This window comes from Streptomyces bathyalis (assembly GCF_015910445.1).
In the GTDB taxonomy this organism is placed as follows: Bacteria; Actinomycetota; Actinomycetes; order Streptomycetales; family Streptomycetaceae; genus Streptomyces; species Streptomyces bathyalis.
Window position 1 is genome coordinate 2,606,861 of sequence record NZ_CP048882.1, and the last position, 24,253, is coordinate 2,631,113.

At 70.7% G+C, this 24,253-nt stretch carries 26 protein-coding genes; 17 read left to right on the forward strand and 9 right to left on the reverse strand.

What is annotated here, in order from left to right:
* Positions 1-4: 4 nt before the first annotated feature.
* Positions 5-1,465 (reverse strand): NAD(P)H-quinone dehydrogenase, encoded by a 1,461-nt coding sequence (locus G4Z16_RS11170; protein WP_197350676.1) that lies wholly within the window; start codon positions 1,463-1,465, stop codon positions 5-7.
* A 129-nt stretch (positions 1,466-1,594) separates the two neighbouring features.
* On the opposite strand from G4Z16_RS11170, the gene G4Z16_RS11175 reads away from it, so the two are divergent.
* The 5 genes from G4Z16_RS11175 to G4Z16_RS11195 all read left to right on the forward strand — a co-directional run bounded on the left by G4Z16_RS11175 (position 1,595) and on the right by G4Z16_RS11195 (position 6,534).
* On the forward strand, positions 1,595-2,032 hold the full coding sequence (locus G4Z16_RS11175; RefSeq protein WP_197350677.1) for a gamma-glutamylcyclotransferase family protein: 438 nt from the start codon (positions 1,595-1,597) through the stop codon (positions 2,030-2,032).
* 714 nt (positions 2,033-2,746) lie between these two features.
* Positions 2,747-3,565, forward strand: coding sequence for a purine-nucleoside phosphorylase (locus tag G4Z16_RS11180; protein WP_197350678.1), 819 nt, complete (start codon positions 2,747-2,749; stop codon positions 3,563-3,565).
* Between the two features lie 81 nt (positions 3,566-3,646).
* Positions 3,647-5,371 (forward strand): phospho-sugar mutase, encoded by a 1,725-nt coding sequence (locus G4Z16_RS11185; protein ID WP_197350679.1) that lies wholly within the window; start codon positions 3,647-3,649, stop codon positions 5,369-5,371.
* A 99-nt stretch (positions 5,372-5,470) separates the two neighbouring features.
* A complete protein-coding gene (locus G4Z16_RS11190; protein WP_197350680.1) occupies positions 5,471-6,070 on the forward strand; it encodes an ArsR family transcriptional regulator in 600 nt (199 codons plus the stop codon).
* Positions 6,067-6,534, forward strand: coding sequence for a hypothetical protein (locus G4Z16_RS11195; RefSeq protein ID WP_197350681.1), 468 nt, complete (start codon positions 6,067-6,069; stop codon positions 6,532-6,534). The genes G4Z16_RS11190 and G4Z16_RS11195 overlap by 4 nt, the downstream gene beginning before the upstream one ends.
* A gap of 321 nt (positions 6,535-6,855) precedes the next feature.
* Here G4Z16_RS11195 and G4Z16_RS11200 read toward each other — a convergent pair whose 3' ends face one another.
* Positions 6,856-7,248: a hypothetical protein gene (locus tag G4Z16_RS11200; protein ID WP_197350682.1), complete on the reverse strand. Its 393-nt coding sequence runs from the start codon at positions 7,246-7,248 to the stop codon at positions 6,856-6,858.
* Between the two features lie 541 nt (positions 7,249-7,789).
* Positions 7,790-8,602, reverse strand: coding sequence for a PH domain-containing protein (locus G4Z16_RS11205; RefSeq protein ID WP_197350683.1), 813 nt, complete (start codon positions 8,600-8,602; stop codon positions 7,790-7,792).
* A 124-nt stretch (positions 8,603-8,726) separates the two neighbouring features.
* Between G4Z16_RS11205 and deoC the strand changes: the two genes are divergently transcribed.
* From deoC to G4Z16_RS11230, 5 genes are all read left to right on the forward strand, one after another.
* Positions 8,727-9,734 carry a deoxyribose-phosphate aldolase gene (gene deoC, locus G4Z16_RS11210; RefSeq protein ID WP_197354356.1) on the forward strand — a complete coding sequence of 336 codons (1,008 nt, stop codon included), beginning with the start codon at positions 8,727-8,729 and terminating at the stop codon, positions 9,732-9,734.
* 7 nt (positions 9,735-9,741) lie between these two features.
* Positions 9,742-11,181: an aldehyde dehydrogenase family protein gene (locus G4Z16_RS11215; protein ID WP_197350684.1), complete on the forward strand. Its 1,440-nt coding sequence runs from the start codon at positions 9,742-9,744 to the stop codon at positions 11,179-11,181.
* A gap of 190 nt (positions 11,182-11,371) precedes the next feature.
* Positions 11,372-12,232 (forward strand): aldehyde dehydrogenase family protein, encoded by an 861-nt coding sequence (locus tag G4Z16_RS11220; RefSeq protein WP_197354358.1) that lies wholly within the window; start codon positions 11,372-11,374, stop codon positions 12,230-12,232.
* Positions 12,233-12,335: 103 nt separating this feature from the next.
* Positions 12,336-12,590 (forward strand): type II toxin-antitoxin system Phd/YefM family antitoxin, encoded by a 255-nt coding sequence (locus tag G4Z16_RS11225; protein ID WP_246530792.1) that lies wholly within the window; start codon positions 12,336-12,338, stop codon positions 12,588-12,590.
* A complete protein-coding gene (locus G4Z16_RS11230) occupies positions 12,587-12,838 on the forward strand; it encodes a type II toxin-antitoxin system RelE family toxin (RefSeq protein ID WP_197350685.1) in 252 nt (83 codons plus the stop codon). The genes G4Z16_RS11225 and G4Z16_RS11230 overlap by 4 nt, the downstream gene beginning before the upstream one ends.
* A 158-nt stretch (positions 12,839-12,996) precedes the next feature.
* Here G4Z16_RS11230 and G4Z16_RS11235 read toward each other — a convergent pair whose 3' ends face one another.
* Positions 12,997-13,263: a hypothetical protein gene (locus G4Z16_RS11235; protein ID WP_197350686.1), complete on the reverse strand. Its 267-nt coding sequence runs from the start codon at positions 13,261-13,263 to the stop codon at positions 12,997-12,999.
* Between the two features lie 16 nt (positions 13,264-13,279).
* The gene (locus G4Z16_RS11240) at positions 13,280-13,600 is read right to left on the reverse strand and encodes a hypothetical protein (RefSeq protein WP_197350687.1); all 321 of its coding nucleotides are present in this window, start codon (positions 13,598-13,600) and stop codon (positions 13,280-13,282) included.
* Positions 13,601-13,815: 215 nt separating this feature from the next.
* Here G4Z16_RS11240 and G4Z16_RS11245 point away from each other — a divergent pair, with 215 nt between their 5' ends.
* Positions 13,816-14,451 carry a hypothetical protein gene (locus G4Z16_RS11245; protein ID WP_246530793.1) on the forward strand — a complete coding sequence of 212 codons (636 nt, stop codon included), beginning with the start codon at positions 13,816-13,818 and terminating at the stop codon, positions 14,449-14,451.
* A gap of 354 nt (positions 14,452-14,805) precedes the next feature.
* Here G4Z16_RS11245 and G4Z16_RS11250 read toward each other — a convergent pair whose 3' ends face one another.
* The gene (locus G4Z16_RS11250) at positions 14,806-15,573 is read right to left on the reverse strand and encodes a SigE family RNA polymerase sigma factor (protein WP_197350688.1); all 768 of its coding nucleotides are present in this window, start codon (positions 15,571-15,573) and stop codon (positions 14,806-14,808) included.
* Between the two features lie 237 nt (positions 15,574-15,810).
* On the opposite strand from G4Z16_RS11250, the gene afsQ1 reads away from it, so the two are divergent.
* From afsQ1 to G4Z16_RS11275, 5 genes are all read left to right on the forward strand, one after another.
* A complete protein-coding gene (afsQ1, locus tag G4Z16_RS11255) occupies positions 15,811-16,488 on the forward strand; it encodes a two-component system response regulator AfsQ1 (protein WP_078505381.1) in 678 nt (225 codons plus the stop codon).
* Positions 16,485-18,203 (forward strand): ATP-binding protein, encoded by a 1,719-nt coding sequence (locus G4Z16_RS11260; protein WP_425508069.1) that lies wholly within the window; start codon positions 16,485-16,487, stop codon positions 18,201-18,203. Before afsQ1 ends, G4Z16_RS11260 begins: the two co-directional genes overlap by 4 nt.
* Positions 18,200-18,847, forward strand: a complete 648-nt coding sequence (locus G4Z16_RS11265; RefSeq protein WP_246530794.1) for a hypothetical protein — start codon at positions 18,200-18,202, stop codon at positions 18,845-18,847. The genes G4Z16_RS11260 and G4Z16_RS11265 overlap by 4 nt, the downstream gene beginning before the upstream one ends.
* A 44-nt stretch (positions 18,848-18,891) precedes the next feature.
* Positions 18,892-19,485: a VanZ family protein gene (locus tag G4Z16_RS11270; RefSeq protein ID WP_197354368.1), complete on the forward strand. Its 594-nt coding sequence runs from the start codon at positions 18,892-18,894 to the stop codon at positions 19,483-19,485.
* Between the two features lie 80 nt (positions 19,486-19,565).
* Positions 19,566-19,763, forward strand: coding sequence for a PspC domain-containing protein (locus tag G4Z16_RS11275; protein ID WP_197350689.1), 198 nt, complete (start codon positions 19,566-19,568; stop codon positions 19,761-19,763).
* Positions 19,764-19,853: 90 nt separating this feature from the next.
* Here the strand turns inward: G4Z16_RS11275 and G4Z16_RS11280 are convergent, their stop codons facing one another.
* Positions 19,854-20,117 (reverse strand): ATP-binding protein, encoded by a 264-nt coding sequence (locus G4Z16_RS11280; protein ID WP_197350690.1) that lies wholly within the window; start codon positions 20,115-20,117, stop codon positions 19,854-19,856.
* A gap of 178 nt (positions 20,118-20,295) precedes the next feature.
* Positions 20,296-21,417 (reverse strand): adenosine deaminase, encoded by a 1,122-nt coding sequence (locus G4Z16_RS11285; protein ID WP_197350691.1) that lies wholly within the window; start codon positions 21,415-21,417, stop codon positions 20,296-20,298.
* Positions 21,418-21,567: 150 nt separating this feature from the next.
* On the opposite strand from G4Z16_RS11285, the gene G4Z16_RS11290 reads away from it, so the two are divergent.
* Positions 21,568-22,362, forward strand: a complete 795-nt coding sequence (locus G4Z16_RS11290) for an alpha/beta hydrolase (protein ID WP_197350692.1) — start codon at positions 21,568-21,570, stop codon at positions 22,360-22,362.
* A 123-nt stretch (positions 22,363-22,485) separates the two neighbouring features.
* Here the strand turns inward: G4Z16_RS11290 and rox are convergent, their stop codons facing one another.
* A complete protein-coding gene (gene rox / locus G4Z16_RS11295; RefSeq protein WP_197350693.1) occupies positions 22,486-24,012 on the reverse strand; it encodes a rifampin monooxygenase in 1,527 nt (508 codons plus the stop codon).
* Between the last annotated feature and the right edge of the window lie 241 nt (positions 24,013-24,253).

Here is a 24,253-nt window from a genome sequence, read left to right on the forward strand (position 1 = left end):
CGGTTCAGTCGTCCTGGGCCGTCTTCCGCGTGTGCAGTTGCCGCGCGACCTCGCCGATCGAGCCGGTCAGCGAGGGGTACACGGTGAAGGAGTTCGCGATCTGCCCCACCGTCAGGTTGTTGTCGACCGCGACCGACAGCGGGTGGATCAGCTCGCTCGCACGCGGCGCGACGACGACACCGCCCACGACGATGCCCGTGCCCGGTCGGCAGAACAGCTTCACGAACCCGTCCCGGATGCCCTGCATCTTCGCCCGCGGGTTCCGCAGCAGCGGAAGCTTGACGGACCAGGCGTCCATCCGGCCGCTGTCCACGTCGGCCTGGCTGTAGCCGACGGTGGCGATCTCGGGGTCGGTGAAGACGTTCGCCGAGACCGCCTTCAGGTTCAGCGGGGTGACCGTCTCCCCGAGGAAGTGGTACATCGCGATCCGGCCCTGCATCGCCGCGACCGACGCGAGCGCGAAGACACCGGTGCAGTCACCCGCCGCGTAGACGCCCGGCGCGGACGTGCGGGAGACCTTGTCGGTCCAGATGTGGCCCGAGTCCTTCAGCCGGACCCCGGCCTCCTCCAGGCCCATGTCGGCCGTGTTGGGGATCGCGCCGACGGCGACGAGGCAGTGGCTTCCCGTGATCGTGCGGCCGTCCTGCAGCTCCACCTCGACCTTGTCGCCGACGCGCCTCGCTGAGGCCGCGCGGGAACGCGCCATCACGTTCATGCCGCGGCGCCGGAAGACGTCCTCCAGCACGGCGGCCGCGTCCGGGTCCTCACCGGGCAGCACCCGGTCCCGCGACGAGACGAGCGTGACGTTCGAGCCCAACGCCCGGTAGGCGCCCGCGAATTCGGCGCCCGTGACGCCCGAGCCGACCACGATCAGCTCCTCGGGCAGCTCCTCCAGGTCGTACAGCTGCTTCCAGTTGAGGATCCGCTCGCCGTCCGGCTGCGCGTCCGGGATCTCACGGGGGTGCCCGCCGGTCGCGACCAGCACGGCGTCGGCGGCGAGCCGCTCCTCGGCCTCACCGGCCGCGTCACCGGTCGGCGTGACGACGACCTCGCGCGAACCGTCCGGCCCCCGCGACGGCTCCAGTCGGCCGAGGCCGCGCATCACTCGCACGCCCGCACGCGTCACGGAGGCGACGATGTCGTGCGACTGCGCGAGCGCGAGCCGCTTCACCCTGCGGTTGACCTTGCCGAGGTCGACGCCCACGACACGGGCGGGGTCGTCCGGATCGTGGGTGCTGTCCTCGACGCGGATGCCGAGCTCCTCGTACGAGGAGTCGAAGTTCGTCATGACCTCGGCCGTGGCGATGAGGGTCTTGGAGGGCACACAGTCGGTCAGTACCGACGCGCCTCCCAGACCGTCGCAGTCCACGACGGTCACTTCGGCGCCGAGCTGCGCCGCCACGAGGGCGGCTTCATAGCCGCCGGGTCCGCCACCAATGATCACGATCCGAGTCACATGCTCCATTGTCCCGCACATGCTTGCGGGTGCGTGCCGCACCCCCGCACGGGCAGGGCACTCCGATGTGCCGGAGCAGACCAGCGCCACCCTCCAGCCACCACCGCCGCGACGACCGACTCCCGTACCCTCGTCGTCATGTCCCTCTACGCCGCTTACGCCGCGAACCTCGACGCGCGGCTGATGTCGCGCCGAGCTCCGCACTCACCTCTGCGCGGCACAGGCTGGGTCACCGACTGGCGCCTGACATTCGGCGGCGAGCAGATGGGCTGGGAGGGTGCGCTGGCGACCGTCGTCGAGGCGCCGGTCGCGCAGGTCTTCGTGGCGCTGTACGACATCGCGCCCATGGACGAGGAGGCCCTGGACCGGTGGGAGGGCGTCGGCATGGGCATCTACCGGCGCACGAAGCTCCGCGTCCACACGCTGGACGGCGAGACGACGGCCTGGTGCTACGTCCTCAACGGCTACGAGGGCGGCCTGCCCTCGGCCCGCTACCTGGGCGACATCGCGGACGCGGCGGAATCAGCGGGCGCACCCCACGACTACGTGATGGAAATCCGCAAACGGCCCTGTTAGGGGCGCGGTCGGTCGTGCGCCTCGGGTTTGTGCGTGGTGGTTGCCGGTGTGCGCAGTCGGTTCGTGGGTGGTGCGGGTGCGGGCCGTTCCGGGGGCGGCCCCGGGGCGGCATGATTTACGGCCGACCCACGGAACCAGTTCCGTGAGCTCTGTGTCGGCACAAATCACTTCCCCACGCTTCGCTGGGGAGACCCCAATGGCCCCGGAACCATCCCCCTTCACGACCCACACCCTCCTGCCGTCTCGCGGCTGCGCCTCTCGTACCGGTACGCCGTCGTCCGGTGGGCCGGACTGCCCACCGCGGCTTCCAGCCGGTGGCCTCCTCCAGCCGCTCGCCGAGTCGCGATGGTGCAACTCGTCTGCCATGGGGGCTGGTTCGCCGATGACGACGTTGGCCGGGCCCGGGCCGGAGGGGAGGCTACGGATCTCCTGGTCCCACCGGGGGAGAGTCGCTGAACGACGCGGAGGGGGCGGGGCGCGCAGGGGGGCTTGGGCCGGGCTTAAACGTGATTTGTGGCCGATGCGCACCTTGCGATCTGGTTCCCAGTGGTCGGCCGTAAATCATGCCGCCCGGACATGCCCCCCGGAGCGGCACGCCCCCGCCACCCAAGACGGACCGATGGCGAACCCGGCCACCCCAAGGGGCCACCCGGACCCCGGACCGACCCCCGGGACCCTCTACGCGCGTAGGCTCGAAACCGCTACGCTCATCGCGTGAACGAATCAGCCTCGAACACCGCCGACGATCCGTACCGTTCCGCCGATTCCGCCGCCGCGCGGCTTCGGGAGTTGACCGGTACGGACAGCCACGACGTCGTCCTCGTGATGGGCTCCGGATGGGTTCCCGCCGCGGACGCGCTCGGGGCCCCCGAGTCCGAGTTCCCGGTGACGGAGCTGCCCGGATTCCCCCCACCGGCCGTCGAGGGCCACGCAGGCACCGTGCGCTCCCATGAGCTGGGCGACAAGCGGGTGCTGGTCTTCCTCGGCCGCACCCACTTCTACGAGGGGCGCGGTGTCGCCGCCGTCACGCACGGCGTGCGTACGGCGGTTGCCGCGGGCTGCAAGACCGTCGTGCTCACGAACGGCTGCGGCGGTCTGCGCGGCGACATGGTGCCGGGCCAGCCCGTGCTCATCAAGGATCACATCAACCTCACAGCCACCTCCCCCATCGTCGGTGCCAACTTCATCGACCTCACCGACCTGTACTCCCCCCGCCTCCGCACGCTCTGCCAGGAGGTCGATCCGTCGCTGACGGAGGGCGTCTACGTCCAGTTCCCCGGCCCTCACTACGAGACCCCCGCCGAGATCGGCATGGTCCGCGCGATCGGCGGGGACCTTGTCGGCATGTCCACCGTGCTGGAAGCGATCGCCGCCCGGGAGGCGGGCGCGGAGGTGCTCGGCATCTCGCTGGTCACCAACCTCGCGGCAGGCATGACGGGTGAACCCCTCAATCACGAGGAAGTGCTTCAGGCGGGCCGCGAGTCGGCCGCCCGCATGGGTTCGCTGCTGGCACAGGTGCTGAACCGGATGTGAGCGGGCGGGCCGCCGTCACGGCAGCCCGGAACCTCCACACCGCGGGCCGCACCCGGGGACGCAGAAGAGAGAGGCAGAGCTGTGCAGCAGGATGTGACGGAGCTGGTCGCCCGCGCCCGGGCCTGGCAGGCCGAGGATCCCGACCCGGAGACCAGCGAGGAGCTGGCGAAGCTCATCGAGGCCGACGGTGAGAGGGGAGGCACGGAACTGGCCGCCCGCTTCTCGGGCACCCTCCAGTTCGGTACGGCGGGGCTCCGCGGTGAGCTGGGCGCGGGACCCATGCGGATGAACCGTTCCGTCGTGATCCGGGCCGCCGCCGGCCTCGCCGCGTATGTGCGCGAGCAGACGCCCGCGCGGAGCGGCCAGGACGGCCAGGACCGCCACGGGCTGGTCGTCATCGGCTACGACGCCCGCCACAAGAGCTACGACTTCGCCCGCGAGACGGCGTCCGTCATGACCGGCGCCGGTCTGCGGGCGGCCCTGCTGCCGCGTCCGCTGCCCACCCCCGTGCTCGCGTTCGCCATCCGCCGGCTGAGCGCCGTCGCGGGTGTGATGGTCACCGCCAGCCACAATCCGCCGCGCGACAACGGCTACAAGGTCTATCTGGGTGGGGGTTCGCAGATCGTCCCGCCGGCCGACGCCGCGATCGCCGCCAGGATCGACGCGGTCGGCCCGCTGGCCGGTGTCCCACGCCCGGAGTCGGGTTGGGACGTGCTCGGCGAGGACATCGTCGACAGCTACCTGGCCCGTACGGGCTCTGTGCTGACGGAGGGCATGCCGCGGGACGTGCGGACCGTGCACACCGCGCTGCACGGCGTCGGCTCCAGCACGCTGCTCGCCGCCTTCCGCCGGGCGGGATTCCCCGAGCCGGTCCCGGTGCGGCGGCAGGCGGAGCCCGACCCGGACTTCCCCACCGTCTCCTTCCCCAATCCGGAGGAGCCCGGGGCCATGGATCTCGCCTTCGAGACGGCCCGTGAAACCGCGGCCACGTCCGGTCCCGTCGACCTCGTGCTCGCCAACGACCCGGACGCCGACCGCTGCGCCGTCGCCGTGCCGGACCGCGCCGCCGAGGGCGGCTGGCGCATGCTGAGCGGCGACGACGTCGGTGCGCTGCTCGCCACGCACCTCGTGCACAAGAGGGCGCGGGGCACGTTCGCCACGTCGATCGTGTCCTCCTCCCTGGTCTCGCGGATCGCACGTGCCGCGGATCTGCCGTACGAGGAGACGCTCACAGGCTTCAAGTGGCTCGCACGGGTCGACGGCCTGCGCTACGCCTTCGAGGAGGCGCTGGGGTACTGCGTCGACCCCGAAGGCGTACTCGACAAGGACGGCATCACGGCGGCGCTGCTCGTCGCCGAACTGGCAGCCGAACTCAAGCAGGCGGACCGCTCGTTGACGGATCTGCTGGACGATCTTGCCGTCGAGCACGGGCTGCATGCGACGGACCAGCTATCGGTGCGCGTCGAGGACCTCTCGCTCATCGCCTCGGCGATGGAGCGCCTGCGGGCGGCCCCGCCGGCCTCGCTCGCGGGCCTGGCCGTCGTCTCCGCGGAGGATCTGAGCGAGGGCGCCGACCTGCTGCCGCCCACGGACGGGCTCCGGTACCAGCTGGCGGGCGACCCGGATGCGGGCGTGGAGAAGGCCCGCGTGGTGGTGCGTCCCAGCGGTACGGAGCCGAAGCTCAAGTGCTACCTGGAGGTCGTCGTCGCCGTCCGCGACCAGGCGGCACTGGCTGCGGCACGTACGGCGGCGAAGTCGGTGCTGGCCGAGCTGAAGGCGGACCTGGCAGCCGCGGCGGGCGTCTGAGCGAACGGCCCCGGGGCGCGAGCCCACGGGTCCGGGCGCTGCCGGTCCAGACCCCCGAGAGCTTGTCGTCTTCACTGGGCGCACGATATTGTGCGTCCAGTGAAGACTTCACCGCCCCTCCTGCCGCTGCTGCGCTCACGGCTGCAAGGAGAACTGCTCGCCCTCGTCCTCCTGCACCCCGAGCGGGAGTACAGCCTGACCGAGCTTGCCCGTGAACTCGGGGCGTCGCACACCGCGGTGATGCGGGAGGTCAACCGCCTCGCCGAGGCCGGGGTCCTCACCTCCAGGAACGTCGGCCGCACGCGCCTGGTGGCGGTGCGTTCCGATACGCCGCTCGTGCGCCCCCTGACCGAGCTGATCGCGATGTCGTTCGGGCCCGTGCCACTGCTGACCGAGAGCCTGCGCGAGATCGACGGGGTGGAGCGGGCGTTCATCTACGGTTCCTGGGCGGCCCGTTACCTCGGCGAGCCGGGGCAGCAGCCCGCCGACGTGGACGTCTTGGTGGTCGGCAGCCCGGACCCCGACGAACTCTTCGACGCGGCCGAACGTGCGGGCCGCGACCTTCAGCGCGAGGTCAACATCCACCGCGTCACGGCGTCGTCGTGGAATTCGCCCACGAGCGACCCGTTCCTCACCAGCGTCCGCGAGCGGCCGCTGGTCGAACTCCAACTGGATCAAGGGCAGGGGGCATCGCCATGAGTCGCTGGAACCAGGGGCGCCCGGTCGTGGACAAGCTCATCACCCGGGGCGAGATCGAGCGGGTGCCCGCGTCCCAGCAGGCGGCCGAGGCCGAACTGCGCCGCAGCCGCACCCACGTCGCGTCCGCGCGTGAACTCCTGAGGTCGGACCCGGAGGGGGCCTACACCCTCGCGTACGACGCCGCGCGCAGAGCCCTGGCGGCGGTCCTGCAGAACCAGGGGCTGCGCGCGACCAGCCGGGGCGGCCACAGGGCGGTCTACGAAGCCGTACGGGCGCAGCTCGACCCACCGCTCGGCAACGTCCTCCGGCCCTTCAACCGCATGCGCACGCGCCGCAACGAGGTCGAGTACCGCTCGTCCGAGGCGCCGTCGGTGACCGCGGAGGAGCTGACGGCGGATCTGCCGAAGGTCGAGGCGCTCATCGATCTCGCCGAGAAGGCGATCCCCGAGATGCCGCGATTCTGACCCGATGGGCGCGGCACCACCCACGGGGCGAACGCCCGTCCGCAGCCCGGGAGTTCAGCGCTCCGCCTGCCCTGCCAAGGGAAGGTTGCCGTTGACCGTACGGGCCGCACGTGCCGCGTCGTCGACCGTGATGACGCCGGACCGCCAGGCCGCCGGACCGCCGGACGGCACGTTCGTGGCCTGCGTGCGGGCACGTGGCCCCGCGCGGCGTCTCCCCGCTCGACGGCGCGGCAACCGTCCTCGCGCCCGTACGACAGAAGGCCCGCCGAGGACTTCCGAAGAAGCCCTCGGCGGGCCGGAGATCAGGCTCGGCGCCGTGGGTCAGCGGCCGTACGCACCGCCGTCGAGGGCGCTCGTGCCGCGCGGGCAGTAGACGACCGCCCGATGCGCACCAGACATCGCCGTCGGCGTGACGTAGCGCCGGCCGTCCGAGCAGTCGGCGTAGGCGCGCCAGCGCATGCCCGAGCACGAGACCACGGAGGCCCGCCCCGAGACGTAGGCGCTATAGCAGTGCAGGGAGCTGGATGAAGCCGGCTCCGCCGCCGAGGCACCACCCCGCATCGCGACAGCGCCACCGGCGCGCGTGACGCCGGTCTGCGGGTCGGACTGGGTGTACGTGGCGTAGTCCCAGATGGAGGCCGGGCCGTGGGCTTGGGCAGAAGGCGCCATCACTCCGCCGAACCCGAGCGCCAGCGCGGCACTCGCTCCCAGCACTGCCAGAGATTTTCTGATCTTCACTTCTGTCTCTCGCTTTCTCGTTGCTCGGCCGGCTTGGCCGAATGCCCGGTGAAGGGCTGCGCTCAGATTCCCCACCGAATGGCAATGAAACAAGAGAACTCGATTCTGCTGACGATATGCATTTGGCCTCCGAGTGGGCCGCTCTGCCGTGCGGCCATTCAGAGAATCGGTTCGCCGGGCGCAGGGCAGCAAATGGGATTTCACCCGCACGAGCGAGCATTGAGACAGGTTCGCGGGCGCGCGTCGTACCTGGTGAGCGCGAGGGCGCCCGTGCGCCAACTCACGGAAGCGGAGGCCGGATTCACGGCAGTTCACCGTGCATCGGCGCTCCCCACGGACCGGTACACGAACGCCCCCGGTGCCCGTAGCACAAGAATGAGAAAAACGCCGCCAGGCACCGCCGCCGCTTCCTCTTCGCAGCAGAACGCGGACATTTTCGAGGACCCGCTTGCACCGTGGAAATTCCGCGGGGCCGTCGCGGGGAATTCCCCCGAACGGCCCGGTTCCTGAACCCGTCTCAGCCCGCCGCGAAGAGGACGGCGAGGGCGATGGCGCCGACGAGGGCGGGGGCCGCGATCTCGTATGCCCAGCGGACGGTGACCTCGCCCTGCGCCGCGGGCTTCTCGCCGTTGTCGGCGGCCAGGGCCCGCAGATCGTCGATCGCCTTGTCCGACGGGGCGCGCTTCTCGCCGCCGTCGTCCGCTCCGGGTACACCGCCCAGCCCGAACAGGCCGGTGGGCCGCGCCAGGGCGTTGGCCGTCTCCCCGCTGGCAGCGGCGCGCTCGGCACGTTCGGTCTGCCGGGCGGCACGCTTGCGCGCCCGCAGCGAGACCGGGATCGACCACAGCTGGTACTTGGTGCCGCCTGCCACGACCTCGTTGGAGTAGCCCGCACGCAGGCCCTCGACCGTGCCCCAGGGGACCGTGATGGTGCGGAAGGGGTTCCTCACGCGCATCCGCTGCTGCCCGGCGTACACGGCGGGGCGCAGCGTGAAGGCGACGACGAGCGGGACGGCGAAGAGGAGCCCGAAGGCGGCGATCAGCCGCGTGCGGCCGTCCCCGTTGACGAGAACGTCCGCACCGAGCCAGAGCGCGAGAAGCAGCAGCAGGACGCCGCCCGCCAGGGCGCCCGGCGAGCGGTAGCAGCGGTCGGCGTACACCTGCGGCTCAGCCTGCCCGGCGGGGCCCGCGGCGGACTCCCCGCCGGACTGCGGTGCGCCCTCCGATTCGGTCGTGGCGCCGGGCTGCGTGCCGTCGCCGGCCGCGTGCGGGGACTTCTCCTCCTGCGTCCGGGATCCGCCGTCGCTCTCGGGTCGGGACTCGTTGGTCATGACGCCTGATTCTGCCGGACCCCCCGTACGGGGGACGTTGCGGCTCGGCATCGATCTGGCTCATCCCGTACGAGATGGCCCCTACCGGCAGAGCTACGCGTGTAGATATGCTCCTCTGGTGACCATGTCTTCTGCGTCCACAGCCACAGCGTCCACAGCCTCCGCGTCGGCGTCCGCGCTCGCGGACGTGACCGCCTCCGACGCCTCGCTGCGCCGCTATCTGCACGGGCTGCCAGGCGTCGACGCGGTGGGGCTGGAAGCCCGCGCCGCGACCCTCGGCACACGTTCGATAAAGACGACGGCCAAGGCGTACGCCATCGACCTCGCGATCTCGATGATCGACCTGACCACCCTCGAAGGGGCCGACACCGCCGGCAAGGTGCGGTCCCTGTGCGCCAAGGGCGCCAACCCCGATCCGAGCGACCGCACCACGCCCCAGGTCGCGGCGATCTGCGTCTACTCCGACATGGCGGCCACCGCCAAGCGGGCCCTGTCCGCGGGCGGCGGAGCCGGGATCAAGGTCGCCTCCGTCGCGACCGCCTTCCCCTCGGGGCGCGCCGCCCTGTCCGTGAAGCTGGCCGACACCCGTGACGCGGTCGCCGCCGGAGCCGACGAGATCGACATGGTGATCGACCGCGGCGCGTTCCTCTCCGGCGCCTACGGCAAGGTCTTCGAGGAGATCCAGGCCGTGAAGGAGGCATGCGCACGGCCCCAGGGCCAGGAGCCCGCCCACCTGAAGGTGATCTTCGAGAACGGTGAGCTCTCGACGTACGACAACATCCGCCGCGCCTCGTGGCTGGCGATGCTCGCGGGCGCCGACTTCATCAAGACCTCGACCGGCAAGGTCGCCGTGAACGCCACGCTCCCGAACACGCTGCTGATGCTGGAGGCCGTGCGCGACTTCCGTGCCGCCACCGGCACGCAGATCGGCGTGAAGCCGGCCGGCGGCATCCGTACCGCCAAGGACGCCATCCGCTACCTGGTCGTCGTCAACGAGACGGCCGGGCCGGACTGGCTGAACCCCGACTGGTTCCGCTTCGGCGCCTCCAGCCTGCTGAACGACCTGCTGATGCAGCGCCAGAAGCTGAGCACCGGCCGCTACTCCGGTCCCGACTACGTGACGGTGGACTGAGGCAGAGATGACTGAGCAGATCTTCCAGTACGCACCCGCGCCCGAGTCCCGCGCGATCGTCGACATCGCCCCGTCCTACGGGCTGTTCATCGACGGCGAGTTCCGCGAGGCGGGCGGCGGCAAGGTTTTCAAGACGGTCTCCCCCGCCACCGAGGAGGTGCTCTCCGAGGTCGCGCAGGCCGACGGGGAGGACGTCGACGCCGCGGTGCGCGCCGCCCGTGCGGCCTTCCCCGGCTGGTCCTCACTTCCGGGCACCGAGCGCTCGAAGTACATCTTCCGCATCGCCCGCATCCTCCAGGAACGCTCCCGTGAGCTGGCCGTCCTGGAGACGCTCGACAACGGCAAGCCGATCCGGGAGACGCGCGATGCCGACCTTCCCCTGGTCGCGGCGCACTTCTTCTACTACGCGGGCTGGGCCGACAAACTCGCGCACGCCGGATTCGGCACCGACCCGCGCCCGCTCGGCGTCGCCGGGCAGGTCATCCCGTGGAACTTCCCGCTGCTGATGCTGGCCTGGAAGATCGCACCGGCCCTCGCCACGGGCAACACCGTGGTGCTCAAGCCCGCGGAGACGACGCCGCTCTCGGCGCTCTTCTTCGCGGACGTGTGCCGCCAGGCGGGCCTGCCCAAGGGCGTCGTCAACATCGTCACGGGCGACGGCTCGACGGGCGCCGAACTGGTCGCGCACCCCGGCATCGACAAGGTCGCCTTCACCGGTTCGACCGCGGTGGGCAAGCAGATCGCCCGTACCGTCGCCGGTACGCGCAAGAAGCTCACCCTCGAACTGGGCGGCAAGGGCGCCAACATCGTCTTCGACGACGCCCCGATCGACCAGGCGGTCGAGGGCATCGTCAACGGCATCTACTTCAACCAGGGGCAGGTCTGCTGCGCGGGCTCGCGGCTGCTGGTGCAGGAATCAGTCCAGGACGAGCTGCTGGAGTCGCTGAAGCGGCGGCTGAGCACGCTCCGCGTCGGCGATCCGATGGACAAGAACACCGACGTGGGAGCCATCAACTCCGCCGAGCAGCTCGCCCGGATCGAGGAGCTGGCCGACTCGGGTGAGGCCGAGGGCGCCGAACGCTGGTCCGCGCCCTGCGAGTTGCCCGGCAACGGCTACTGGTTCCCGCCGACGCTCTTCACCGGCGTGAGCCAGGCCCACCGGATCGCCCGCGAGGAGATCTTCGGGCCGGTGCTGTCCGTACTGACCTTCCGCACCCCCGACGAGGCGGTGGCGAAGGCCAACAACACGCCGTACGGACTCTCGGCGGGCATCTGGACGGAGAAGGGCTCACGCATCCTGTCCATGGCGAACAAGCTCCGGGCGGGCGTCGTCTGGGCCAACACGTTCAACAAGTTCGATCCGACCTCGCCCTTCGGCGGCTACAAGGAGTCCGGATTCGGCCGCGAAGGCGGGCGTCACGGTCTGGAGGCTTACCTCGATGTCTGACAACTCGAAGCAGGCCGGGCAGGCCGGGCCCTCCAAGGCGGCCGGGGCAGCAGACACGGCCCGGGCGGGCAAGCCGGCGAAGGCAGCCAAGTCGGCCAAGTCCGGCAAGGCGGCCGGTGCCAAGGCTCCGGGTGCCAAGGCCCCGGCAGCGGCGCGGACTTCGCTGCGCAGGCCGGCGCGGATCGACGTGATGAAGACCTACAAGCTCTTCGTCGGCGGCAAGTTCCCGCGCAGCGAGAGCGGACGGGTGTACGAGGTGACCGACTCCGAGGGCAACTGGCTGGCCAACGCACCGCAGTCGTCACGCAAGGACGCGCGCGACGCCGTCGCGGCCGCGCGGAAGGCATTCGGCGGCTGGTCGGGCGCGACGGCCTACAACCGGGGCCAGATCCTGTACCGCGTCGCCGAGATGCTGGAGGGGCGGCGCGAGCAGTTCGCGGCCGAAGTCGCCGCGGCAGAAGGGCTGTCGGGACAGGCCGCCGCAGCACAGGTCGACGCGGCCGTCGACCGCTGGGTCTGGTACGCGGGCTGGTCCGACAAGATTACGCAGGTCGCGGGAGGCGCCAACCCCGTCGCCGGCCCCTTCTTCAACCTCTCGACTCCCGAACCGACCGGTGTCGTCGCCGTGCTGGCCCCTCAGGAGTCCTCCTTCCTGGGCCTCGCCTCGGTGCTCGCGCCCGTCATCGTCACGGGCAACACCGCCGTCGTGGTGCCGTCGGAGAAGGCGCCGCTGCCCGCGCTGTCGCTGTCGGAGGTGCTGGCCACCTCGGACGTGCCGGGCGGCGTGGTCAATGTCCTCTCCGGCCGCACACGCGAGGTGGCGGCGACGCTCGCCGCCCACCAGGACGTCAACGCCCTGGACCTGGCGGGCGCCGCGGGGGACGCCGAACTGGCGAAGGAGCTGGAGACGACGGCCGCGGAGAACCTCAAGCGGGTGCTGCGCCCGGACGAGGCGGGCACCGATGGCGCCGACTGGTCCGCCGACCCCGGCATCTCCCGGCTGCTCGCCTTCCTGGAGACGAAGACGGTCTGGCACCCGATCGGGGTGTGAGGGCGTCGCGACGCGCCGGCCGGGAACCGGCATCTTCATCCGGCTCGTGTACCGACAACTGGTCGGTACACGAGCCGCCAGGCAGAAGTGTACACTTCTGCGCATGAGTGACGCCTCCTACCCCATGACCGAGGCTCGGGCCCAGTTCGGAACGCTGGTGCGCCGCGCGGCACATTCCCACGACCGGATCGCGATCACCGACCACGGGCACACAGCCGCCATACTGATCAACCCCCAGGACCTGATGGACCTCGAGGACGAACTGGCCATCGCCCGATACCGGGCCAAGGTCGCAGCAGGCACCGACGAGTACGTCTCCCACGAGGAGTTGGGTCGGCGCCTGGGACTGGGCCAGTGAACCTCCGCGTCACCTGGGAGGCCGAAGCCGCCAGTGCGGCAACGCGGTTCCTCAAGGACGACCCGGACGGTTTGTCCCAGGTATACGAGGCCGTCGATCTCCTCGCCCACGAGCCGCGCCCGGCGGGCAGCACCGAGCTGGGATCCCAGTATCTCCGCCGCATTCACATCGGCAGATACCGCGTCATCTACGAGATCTTCCAATCGAAGGTCATCATCGTGGTCATGCACCTGGACCGCGTGGGCTGAGTTGTCTCCCCGCTCCGGGGCCGCACCCCCGGGCCTGGCCATCCCCTTACGACCGCACCTTCACAGATTCGGGGAGCGACGGTGGTTCGTCGCAGTCCTTCACCGCGTGCCGCAAGAAGGCCGGCGCGAGATCTGCCGCGCGCCGGCGTTGCCCGGTGCTACCGGGGTCGGGAGCTGTCGTCCAGCAGCTTCGACATACGCCCGGCCTCACCGGCCGCCTCGGAAGTCTGCCTCTTGCACTGGACGATGGTGTGTCCGGCCGAGGTAGCCGTCTTGCCCTTCCAGCGCTGATGAAGACGGCGCCGAACCTGGTTCTCGTATCTCTCGCCGAGGCCCTCGTACGCGGCCCGTAACTGGCGCCACGCCTGGGCGGCCTGCTGGATTCCGGAGAAATCGGCTTCGTTGACCTGCGCGTACGTCAGCATCAGCGCCCCCCTTTCGTCAGCCGAAGTCCGCCTGGATCTTCCGCCTTTTGGCGTTCTCTTCGATCTCGCGCAGGGTGTACCTGTCGGCGGACGACTTCAGCTTCTCGGCCACGGACTGCATCTGCTGGTGCAAGTGCTTGACCTGGCCGTTCCACCGGTTGGCGAAGTCACCGAGGGCCGCGGAGGTCTGCCGGCCGCCCGCCTTGCGCAGCTTGGTGCCGGCGTGGCGTACGACGTCGTCAGCCTTGTCGTCCGCCTTGCGGAACTCCATCTGGATCTCCGCGAGTTCACCCACCGCCTTGTTCAGCTCGGCGACTTCAACCTTGGTCGCGCCCATGAATCCCCCCGTTGTGCTTGATTGCCGCATGACTCCCGTAACAGTGCGTACCAGATGGCTCTACCAGGTGTAAGGACTCCATATCGGCCAAACACGAACTGGTGAGGTCAAAGGGAGGATTCCGAACAAGTGAGTCTCGTTTGCTGCCCTGAAAGCAGCGGCCTTGAAGTCCCGGCCTGTACGGTGCGCGCCGGGATGGCCGACAATGGTCTCTCGTGACCGATCCCCGTGACATATCGCGCTCGCCCCGCGTCATTCTGCTCACCGGGCCCTCCGGCTCCGGGAAGTCCCGTCTCTCCGCGCGCAGCGGGCTGCCCGTCATGCGTCTCGACGACTTCTACAAGGAGGCCGGCGACCCCACGCTGCCCCAACTCCCGCACGGGATAGGCGTGGACTGGGACTCGCCCGCCTCCTGGGACGCCGACGCCGCCGTCGCCGCCGTGTGCGACCTGTGCGCGACGGGACGTACGACCGTGCCCCTCTACGACATCGCGTCGAGCGCCCGCGTGGGCAAGGAGACGCTCACGCTGGACGGCGCGCGGCTCTTCATCGCCGAGGGAATCTTCGCCGCGGACATCGTGGCCCGCTGCCGCGAACTGGGCCTGCTCGCCGACGCGATCTGCCTGCGCGGACGCCCGTCGACGACGTTCCGGCGGCGGCTGCTCCGGGACCTGCGGGAGGGTCGCAAGTCGGCGCTGTTCCTGGTGCGCCGCGGCTGGCGGCTGCTGCGGGCCGAGGGCGGGATCGTGGCGCGGCACCGTGAACTGGGCGCGTATCCGTGCGCGAGGGACGAGGCAGCCGAGCGGATCAGGAAGCTGCGGGAGGCGCGCCCCACCCGCACCCGGATGTGAGACGGCGGCTGCGGCCTGTCGGGGCGGGCCGTGCACGCCGCGGCCCGACCCACGCCGTGCGCGCGGACGACGCACGCCCCCGGGACGCCGTCGGACGGCACAACACGGACTCAGGCGGGATCAAGACCTGACAAGCCCACACAAGGCGGCACATGAAGGGTCAGAAAGGGAGAGAGCGGGTTCGGACAGACCCCCCGGTTGCCCGTACCCGCTCTCTCGTCCCGTCCCCCCGGACGGGTCCCCGTTTTCCCCCTCTGTTCCCCCGGTGCACCCCCCTCGGGGCTCCCCAGCCCCTCGTCCGAGGCGTCGGCGAGGGCCCATCCCCCGGCTCTCACCCGCCTCGGGTCCTTGCGGTCAGGCGACCAGTTCGCCGAACGACTCCTCCTGGTCCCTGCCGAAGCTGAGCACTTCGTCGTCACGCAGGCGGCGCAGCGAACGCCAGATGCTGCTCTTCACCGTGCCGACACTGATGCCCAGTATGTCCGCGATCTCCGGGTCTGTACGCCCCTCGTAGTAGCGCAACACCAGCATGGTGCGCTGCAGTTCGGGGAGCCGGGCGAGCGCCTGCCAGAGCACGGTGCGCAGTTCGGTGCCGCGCATCGCGTCCTGGTCGCCGGCGGTCTCCGGCAGCTCCTCCGTCGGGTATTCGTTCAGCTTGCGGCGGCGCCACGCGCTGATGTGCAGGTTCGTCATGGTGCGGCGCAGGTATCCGCCGAGCGCCGCCTTGTCGCTGATGCGGTGCCACGCGCGATACGTGGAGAAGAGCGCGCTCTGCAGCAGGTCCTCCGCCTCGAAACGGTCTCCCGTGAGGTGGTAGGCGGTGGCGTACAGGGAGGCGCGGCGCTCGCGTACGTAGGCGGTGAACTCCGCCTCCGACGCGGCCTCTTGCCGTGCTCCCGGCTCCTCCCTGTACTCACCGTCCCCCGTGCTGCGGGCCTCCCCTCGAAGGCCCTCCACCGCAGTGATGTGCGGCGGCCGTGCACGCCCGGCAGAACGGACGCACCCACGTCCGAACGTCCCGGACTTCTCGGCGACCTTGTTCGTCGGGTTTCCCGGAACCGACGGGGTGTGCAGGCGCGTGTGAATGACTGCGCTGACGTTGTCCTTGTGCAGTGTGTTCATCTTGCGCCCCCCTCGGGCAAACCTGGTCGCTCGCTGATGACGTACACATTGCACGGTCGATTTCATCGCCAGGTCCCCCGACTGTCACAGCGGTGTCACAAGGACTTGAGTGGCCGTGTCCTGCCGCCTGAGCTGCGGTCTCCCGCCCCGCACGGACCGCGGACGGTGTGCCGTGGCGGGCAGGGAGCAGGACCGTAGTGTCGAAGTGAAAGGGGGGCATGGGACAGAATGGCCGGCGTGCCTTTCCTGTTGCTGATCGAGGACGACGACGCTGTCCGTACGGCCCTTGAGATGGGCCTGACCCGGCAGGGTCACCGAGTGGTGACCGCCGCGTCCGGTGAGGACGGCCTCAAACTGCTGCGTGAGCAGCGGCCGGACCTGATCGTGCTGGACGTGATGCTGCCGGGGATCGACGGATTCGAGGTGTGCCGTCGCATCCGGCGCACCGACCAGTTGCCCATCATCCTGCTGACGGCCAGGAGCGACGACATCGATGTGGTCGTGGGTCTGGAGTCCGGAGCCGACGACTATGTGGTCAAGCCGGTGCAGGGCAGGGTGCTCGACGCGCGTATCCGGGCCGTGATGAGGCGCGGCGAGCGCGAGTCCAACGACGCGGCGACGTTCGGCAGTCTGGTCATCGACCGCTCCGCGATGACCGTGACGAAGAGCGGCGAGGACCTCCAACTGACGCCCACGGAGCTGAGGTTGCTGCTGGAGCTGAGCAGGCGGCCGGGTCAGGCCCTGTCCCGGCAGCAACTGCTGCGGCTGGTCTGGGAGCACGACTACCTCGGCGACTCGCGCCTCGTCGACGCGTGCGTGCAGCGGCTTCGCGCCAAGGTCGAGGACGTGCCGTCGTCGCCGACGCTGATCCGTACCGTCCGCGGCGTCGGATACAGGCTGGACGCCCCGCAGTGACCGCCCCGGCGCAGCCGACGCCGGAGCGGGGCAGAGACCCCGGGAACCGGGGGCAGGAGGACAGGACACAGCAGGACCGGACGCAAGGGGACCCCCAGCCCGATGACCGGGTGCGCGGCTGGTTCGCCGGGGTGCTGCCGACCCTGCGGCTCAGGCTCGTCGTCGTCTTCGCCCTGGTGGCACTGACCGCCGCGGTCTCCGCTTCGGGGATCGCGTACTGGCTCAACAGGGACGCCGTCCTCACCCGCACCCAGAACGCCGCCCTCAACGACTTCCGCAAGTCCATGGAGGACAACGCCGGAAGCCTGCCGCGTCGCTACGACTGCCGCCAACTGCGCGACGCCGCCGAGAAGATGAGCGGTACGACGCAGAACTACGAGGTGCTGCTCACCGGTGAGGTCGCCGACGGCTCCCGCTGCGCCGTCGCCTCGGACCCCGGGGCCTTCACCATGGGGGACGTACCGCCCCGGCTGCGCGCGGCCGTCGCCAAGCGCCGCCCCGTCGACAGCGGCAACTCCTACCCGTACCACCTGTACTGGCAGCGGACCTCCGAGGAAGGCGGCAACGAGCCCTTCCTCGTCGGCGGCGCCAAGATGATCGGCGAAGGGCCGACGCCGTCCGGCTACATGCGCAAGTCGCTGGCCCCGGAACGGGACGATCTCAACTCACTGGCCTGGTCGTTGGGCATCGCCACCGGGCTGGCGCTGGTGGGCGCGATGCTCATCGCGCAGGCCGCGGCGACGACCGTGCTGCGTCCCGTACGGCGGCTCGGAGACGCCGCGCGGCGCCTGGGCGAGGGAAAGCTCAACACCCGGCTGAAGGTCTCCGGCACGGACGAACTGGCCGAGCTGTCGCGGACGTTCAACCAGACCGCGGAGTCTCTGGAGCACCGGGTCGCCGACCTGAGCGCGCGGGAGGAGTCCTCGCGGCGCTTCGTCGCGGACATGTCGCACGAGCTGCGCACGCCCATGACGGCGATCTCAGCGGTCACCGAGGTCCTGGAGGAGGAGCAGGACAACCTCGATCCGATGATCGCGCCCGCGGTGCAGCTGGTGGTCAGCGAGACCCGCCGCCTGAACGACCTGGTGGAGAACCTGATGGAGGTGACACGCTTCGACGCCGGCACGGCGAAGCTGGTCCTCGACGACGTGGACGTGGCCGACCAGGTGACCGCCTGCATAGACGCCCGCGCATGGTTGGACGCCGTCGAACTCGACGCCGACCGGGGCCTGATGGCACGGCTCGACCCCCGCCGGCTCGACGTCATCCTGGCGAATCTGATCGGCAACGCGCTCAAGCACGGCGGCTCCCCCGTGCGCGTCTCGGTGCGGACCGAGGAGACGGCCGCGGGCGGCGCGGGTGAGCTGCTGATCGAGGTGGCGGACCGCGGGCCGGGCATCCCGGAGGAGATGCTGCCGCACGTCTTCGACCGCTTCTTCAAGGCCAGCGCGTCCCGTCCACGCTCCGAGGGCAGCGGTCTCGGGCTGTCGATCGCGCAGGAGAACGCACACATCCACGGCGGCTCCATCTCCGTCCGCAACGACACGGAGCACGGCGGCGCCGTCTTCACCCTCCGCCTGCCCCGCGAGTCGTACGAGGACGAACCGGGCCAGGACGGGGGCGATGGCGTGGAGCGCCGGCCTGACTGCGGTCGGCGCGGCCCGGACCGCGGAGGGGACGACGGGCAGGACAGCGGGAAGGGGGGAGACCGTTGAGGAGTACGCCACGGCACCCCGGCACGGCCCGGCGCCGGCTGCGGGCCGGGATCACGGGCCTGGCACTGCTCGGCGCGCTCGCCTCCGGCTGCGGCATCCGCTCCACGTCCGTGCCCGTCGACGCCGGCGCCGCGCCCTCCCGTGTGGGCTGTGTGCTGCCCGGCTCCCGGGAGACGGCCGACGAGGACGACGGCGGGAATCTGCCGGTGCGCGTATATCTCGCGTGCGGCTCACGGGTCTCACCCGTCGAACGGCGTGTGGCCCTGCCGGACGGCGACGACTCGGAGCGGCTGCCCGTCGCCCGCGGGCTGCTGGACGCCCTGCGGGCGCAGCCGGACTCCGAGGAGGAGGCCGCCGGCTTCAAGACGGCAGTGCCGGGCGACCTGAAGGTCTCCGGGCCGCGCGAGGGCGATCCGCCCGCGACCTTGCGGCTGAGCAGGCCGCTGAAGGACCTGCCGTCGTTCGCGCTCGCGCAGATCGTCTGCACGTACGCGGACACGGCCGCCGCAGGCACGGACCGTTCCGTGATACTCGGCGGCCGTGCCACGGACGGCGGCGCGGAGGAGCCGGTGCGCAGCTTCGCGTGCGACACCGCGCTGCGCACGCACCCGGAAGCCGCCGCGACGGCCGGTACACCACTGTGACCACGTCCCGGAACCAGCCGCAGGACCGCGGCGTCCTTGGTGGTGTGCAGCGTCATGGCCGTGGCGGAGGTACCGCCGCTCCCGTTTCCCGAATCCGCGTCGCAGGACTCGTCCTGCTGATCGCGTATCTGATCGTCGTCGGATGGCTGGCGCTGCGTCCGCTCCCCGTGCCGTGGGTCGCGCCCGCGAATCTCCAGCCCCTCGCCACGATCCGCTCGGACCTCGCCGAGGGTTCGCTCGAAGCGCTGCGCGGCCTTGCACGGGATCTGGCGCTGCTGGCTCCGCTGGGCGTGCTCCTGCCGCTCGCGTCGGGGCGAGCGGAGCGTCCGCTGGCCGTGACCTGCGCCCGTACGGTCTCCGCGGGGGCGCTCATCTCCTCGGCGATACTGCTGTTGCAGTCCGGTGTTCCCGGGCACTCCGTCGACGTCGACTCGGTGCTGCTGAACACCGCGGGAGTGGCCCTCGCCTGCCTGCTGGTCTTCCCGCTGGTACGGGCATGGCTGCGGCGCAGATCCGATGACATGGCCCCATGGGGTGGCTCCGTCCACGGTACGGGCGCATCCGACGCGCTCCCCCTGCGGGACGAGGCCGGCGGGAGTGCGCCCCCGAGAGCGGCCAGGGTCGGGATCGCTCCGTAGACCGACGTCACAAGTGTGGACGCTCCCTAACGTGGAAACCGCGGATACCGAGCAACCAGACGGAGTGAAGGAGTCGCGTCATGCCAGCACTTACCCGCCCGCGCGAAGGCCGGATGATCGGCGGTGTGTGTGCCGGACTGGCCCGCCGCTTCGGGATGAAGCCCAACACCATGCGCCTGATATTCGTGGTCTCCTGCATCCTGCCGGGACCGCAGTTCCTGATCTACCTGGCGCTGTGGATCCTGCTGCCCAACGAGGAGGAGCGCACGGCCTGGTGAGCCGGCGGGCTCCCCGAGGGCCGGATACGAGGACGGGCCGCACATCGAGCGATGTGCGGCCCGCTGCGTGTTCCGCCGTTGCGGAGACCCTCAGATACGCGGGGCGCCGCCCAGCGACTCGCTGACCGGGCCGTTGACGCCGATCGTCCTGCCGTTCTTCTGCAGCACGTTCTGCCCCGCACGGTTCACGGCGCCCTTGACCGACGCCGCGGTGTCGTCCCCGTCCACCGCCTTGGCTGCGGGGTTCTTCGTCACGGAACCGAGGGTGTCGGCGGAGGCGACCCCCGTGCCGGCCGAGGCGAAGGCGGCGCCGAGCACGGCGACTCCGAGGATCTTCCTGGCTACCTGATGCATCGTGCTACGTCCCGTCGTGTGTGGGGCAGTCCGGCGAAACGTAGCGATGCGGGTATCGGCGCGGCAAACATGCCGGAACGTCCGCGGATGCCCCCGGCAGGCGCGTGACCGGCCCGCCCGCGCCACCGGGCCGCCATCGCCGCGGCGACGCGAGTGCAGGTCACAGCCTTGCCGTGGCTCAGTCGCGGAAGAGCCACTCCGACTTCAGCTCGGCGTAGCCGGGCTTGATCACCTCGTTGATCATCGCGAGACGTTCGTCGAAAGGAATGAACGACGACTTCATCGCATTGACCGTGAACCACTGCATGTCGTCGAGCGTGTAGTGGAACGTCCTCACCAGGTGCTCGAACTCCTGGCTCATGCTCGTGCCGCTCATGAGCCTGTTGTCCGTGTTCACCGTGGCGCGGAAGTGCAGCCGCCGCAGCAGCCCGATGGGGTGCTCCTCGTACGAAGGCGCCGCCCCCGTCTGGAGGTTGGAAGTGGGGCACAGCTCGAGCGGGATGCGCTTGTCCCGTACGTACGAGGCGAGACGGCCCAGCTTCACCGAACCGCCGCCGTCCTCCTGGATGTCGTCGATGATGCGCACACCGTGGCCCAGCCGGTCGGCGCCGCACCACTGCAGTGCCTGCCAGATGGAGGGCAGCCCGAAGGCCTCACCGGCGTGGATCGTGAAGTGGTTGTTCTCACGCTTCAGGTACTCGAAGGCGTCCAGGTGCCGCGTGGGCGGGTGGCCCGCCTCGGCACCGGCGATGTCGAAGCCGACGACGCCCAACTCGCGGTACCGGTTGGCGAGTTCGGCGATCTCCAGGGCACGCGCCGCGTGCCGCATCGCCGTGAGCAGGGCGCCGACCCGGATGCGGTTGCCGTCGGCCCGCGCCCGCTGCTCACCCTCGCGGAAGCCCTCGTTGACCGCCTCCACGACCTGTTCGAGCGTGAGGCCCTTCTCCAGGTGCTGCTCCGGCGCGAAGCGGATCTCCGCGTAGACCACGCCGTCGGCGGCGAGATCCTCCGCGCACTCGGCGGCGACCCGGGTCAGCGCCTCCCGGGTCTGCATGACACCCACGGTGTGGGAGAACGTCTCCAGATAGCGCTCCAGGGAACCGGAGTCGGCGGATGCGCGGAACCAGCTCTCCAGCCGGTCGGCATCGGTCTCGGGGAGTGCGTCGTACCCCGCCTCGGCGGCCAGCTCGACGATGGTCGCGGGCCGCAGGCCACCGTCGAGGTGGTCGTGCAGCAGTGCCTTCGGAGCACGGCGGATCTGCTGGGGGTTGGGAATGGTGTTGAGGGTCTGGCTCGTCATCCATGTACTCTAGCTCCTACGCGCGTAGATGGCATCTGCACCACAACTTCCGTTTCGCCGCCGGTAGTTGGACGGAGCCGCCCGCTTCGATACGCAATGGTGATCCCCGGACACCCGACGTGCACCCCCGCTTCTGCCATCGTCTTCCTCATGGCTCAGCAAGCTTTGCCCGAGCGGGAGGCCCGACTGGGGCGGGCGATGGGCGCGGACGCGTCCGGGGCGGCACCGCACGCGGTGGTCCTGCTGCTGCCGGGCGGGGGCATGGAGCACAGCGCGCGGCGGCGCTCGGCCGTCGCGGCGGCAGCGGTACGGCCGCTCGCGCGGCGGCTGGTGCGCGGGGCGCAGCACGGCGAGCCGGAGACGTCGCTGGTGGCTCATGTCGTCCACTACCGCTACCGCGGCTGGAACGGGAACGCGGCGCACCCAGCCGGCGACGCGGAGTGGGCGGTCGCCGAGGTGGTCCGGCGCTACGGCGACGTGCCGGTGTGCCTGGTCGGCATCGATGTCGGCGCACGCGCAGCGCTGCGCGCGGCAGGGCATCCCATGGTCACGTCCGTACTGGCGCTCTCGACATGGCTCCCGGAACCCTCGACCGAGGGCGCGGGCGCTCCGGAGCAGCAGGAGCCCGTGAGGCAACTCATCGGGCGCCAGGTGCTGTTCGTGCACGGCACCGACGACGAGCACACCGACCCGGAACTCTCCTACCGGCTGGCGGAGCGCGCGAAGAAGGCGAACGCCGAGGTGTGCCGGTTCGAGGTGCACACGGACGGACACCGGCTCCACCAGCACAACGCGGAGGTCGTCGCGCTGGCGGAGAACTTCGTCCTCGGCACGGTGTGCGGGCGGGACTTCGCGCGCCCCGTCGTCGACGCCATGGCGGCGCCGCCGCCGCTGGGCCTGCGGATGCCGCTGGCGACGGGTTTCGGGCAGAGCCTGCGCCGCTAGGTGTATCCCCAGCGCGGTGCCCGGACGGTCGTCACTCGGCCTGCCCACCGTGCGCCCCTGCGCCAGTGGGCCGTCGTCCGGCCTCCCCCGTCACGATCACCCTTCAGTGTCGCGACCCCGCGTTCAGCCGACGGGCGCGCCGAACCACCTCGGCAGCGTTCCGAGCAGATCCGCCTGGTCCTCACCGGCCCAGGCCACATGACCGTCCGGGCGCAACAGGACGGCGGGCACGTCCAGTTCCTCGCTGCCGTCGACGACGTGGTCGATCCGGTCGTCCCAGCCGGCCACCGAAAGTGCACCGGTCCGGTCGAGCAGGAGTCCGCGGCCACCGTGCAGCAACTCGTAGAGGCGGCCCCCCTTCAGCTTCACGTCCCGCATCCGGCTGCCGAGCAGTTCGTGCCCCTCACCGAAGTCGTAGCGGACCCCGATCGCGGTGATCTTCTCGATCAGGTACCGGTTCACTTCCTCGAAGTCCATCAGCTCCGACACCAGCTTGCGCACGGCCCAGGGACCCGGCTCGGGGGTCATCAGCACGGTCTGCGCACGGGTGTTGTCCAGCACGTCGGCGGCCACGGGGTGCCGTTCGGCGTGGTAGCTGTCGAGCAGCCCCTCCGGTGCCCGGCCGCGCACCTCGGCGGCCAGCTTCCAGCCGAGATTGAACGCGTCCTGGATGCCGAGGTTGAGGCCCTGCCCGCCGACCGGCGGGTGGACGTGCGCGGCGTCCCCGGCCAGCAGGACCCGGCCGACGCGGTATCGCTCCGCGAGCCGCGTGGCGTCGCCGAACCGGGACAGCCAGCGCGGGGAGTGGACGCCGAAGTCGGTGCCGGCAACCGCCCGCAGCTGCTTCTTGATCTCCTCGAGAGTCACCGGGGGCACCCCCGCCGATGAGGGCGTAGCCGGTGGGCGAGGTACCGAGCGGTCCTCGGCGATCCCCGCGGCGGGCACGACGACGCGGTACGTCCCGTCGTTGCCGGAAGGCCCGACGCCGAACCGCAGTTGGGTCCTGCGGATCTCGGTCACCACGGCGGCCACCCTCTCCGGATCCTCGGTGACCTCCATCTCGCCCAGCAGCGTCTCGGCCTTGCTGGGCTCGCCGGGGAAGCCGACACCGAGCAGCTTGCGCACCGTGCTGCGGCCGCCGTCGCAGCCGACGAGGTACCGGCAGCGCAGCCGCGCGCCTGCCCCGCCATCGGCGGCCGCATGCCCTCCCCCGTCGGCGATGTCCCCGGTGCCGGGGGACGCCAGCTCCGCGGTCACCCCGTCCTCGTCCTGGCTCAGCCCGATCACTTCGCAGCCGCGCCGGATCTCCGCGCCGAGCTCGACAGCCCGCTCGGTCAGCAGGCGTTCGGTGACGGGCTGCGGGACGCCGAGGACATACCCGTGCGCGGTGTCCAGCCCCTCGGGCGAGGGCTTGCCGATGGCGGCGAAGAAGCCGCCGACCGGATGCTTCTTGCCCTCCGCGAGGAACCGCTCCAGCAGACCGCGCTGGTCCATCACCTCGATGCTGCGCACGTGCAGGCCGAGCGAGCGGACGTACTTCACCGGCTCGGCCTCCTTCTCCAGCACGAGCACCTGCACGCCGTGCAGCCTCAACTCACAGGCCAGCATCATGCCGGTCGGTCCGCCGCCGACCACGATCACATCGATCATCGAATCCCCCATTCAACAAGCTCGAACCCGGGCCGGGTCCCCCGACGACAAACACCCACGTATTGCGTGAATCTCTGATTTCCGCTGGTTCCGGCGCCGGCCGGGACATTCTGCGGCACGACCCCGGCCTTGCGGCAAGGCCCCCCACGCGCTATACGTTGAGAGAGGCAGGGAGAGGCGCTCTCCTTGCCCTTTTGTTTGTCGCTGGGCGGACGCCCCGTCGTGCCCGCCCGAGCCCCAA

What these genes read in the sequence shown, in the direction of transcription:
- G4Z16_RS11170 (WP_197350676.1), bottom strand. Translation starts at nt 1,465, where the DNA reads ATGGAGCATGTGACTCGGATCGTGATCATTGGTGGCGGACCCGGCGGC.
- G4Z16_RS11175 (WP_197350677.1), top strand. Translation starts at nt 1,595, where the DNA reads ATGTCCCTCTACGCCGCTTACGCCGCGAACCTCGACGCGCGGCTGATG.
- G4Z16_RS11195 (WP_197350681.1), top strand. Translation starts at nt 6,067, where the DNA reads ATGAGTCGCTGGAACCAGGGGCGCCCGGTCGTGGACAAGCTCATCACC.
- G4Z16_RS11205 (WP_197350683.1), bottom strand. Translation starts at nt 8,602, where the DNA reads ATGACCAACGAGTCCCGACCCGAGAGCGACGGCGGATCCCGGACGCAG.
- deoC (WP_197354356.1), top strand. Translation starts at nt 8,727, where the DNA reads ATGTCTTCTGCGTCCACAGCCACAGCGTCCACAGCCTCCGCGTCGGCG.
- G4Z16_RS11215 (WP_197350684.1), top strand. Translation starts at nt 9,742, where the DNA reads ATGACTGAGCAGATCTTCCAGTACGCACCCGCGCCCGAGTCCCGCGCG.
- G4Z16_RS11220 (WP_197354358.1), top strand. Translation starts at nt 11,372, where the DNA reads ATGAAGACCTACAAGCTCTTCGTCGGCGGCAAGTTCCCGCGCAGCGAG.
- G4Z16_RS11225 (WP_246530792.1), top strand. Translation starts at nt 12,336, where the DNA reads ATGAGTGACGCCTCCTACCCCATGACCGAGGCTCGGGCCCAGTTCGGA.
- G4Z16_RS11235 (WP_197350686.1), bottom strand. Translation starts at nt 13,263, where the DNA reads ATGCTGACGTACGCGCAGGTCAACGAAGCCGATTTCTCCGGAATCCAG.
- G4Z16_RS11240 (WP_197350687.1), bottom strand. Translation starts at nt 13,600, where the DNA reads ATGGGCGCGACCAAGGTTGAAGTCGCCGAGCTGAACAAGGCGGTGGGT.
- G4Z16_RS11250 (WP_197350688.1), bottom strand. Translation starts at nt 15,573, where the DNA reads ATGAACACACTGCACAAGGACAACGTCAGCGCAGTCATTCACACGCGC.
- G4Z16_RS11275 (WP_197350689.1), top strand. Translation starts at nt 19,566, where the DNA reads ATGCCAGCACTTACCCGCCCGCGCGAAGGCCGGATGATCGGCGGTGTG.
- G4Z16_RS11280 (WP_197350690.1), bottom strand. Translation starts at nt 20,117, where the DNA reads ATGCATCAGGTAGCCAGGAAGATCCTCGGAGTCGCCGTGCTCGGCGCC.
- G4Z16_RS11285 (WP_197350691.1), bottom strand. Translation starts at nt 21,417, where the DNA reads ATGACGAGCCAGACCCTCAACACCATTCCCAACCCCCAGCAGATCCGC.
- G4Z16_RS11290 (WP_197350692.1), top strand. Translation starts at nt 21,568, where the DNA reads ATGGCTCAGCAAGCTTTGCCCGAGCGGGAGGCCCGACTGGGGCGGGCG.
- rox (WP_197350693.1), bottom strand. Translation starts at nt 24,012, where the DNA reads ATGATCGATGTGATCGTGGTCGGCGGCGGACCGACCGGCATGATGCTG.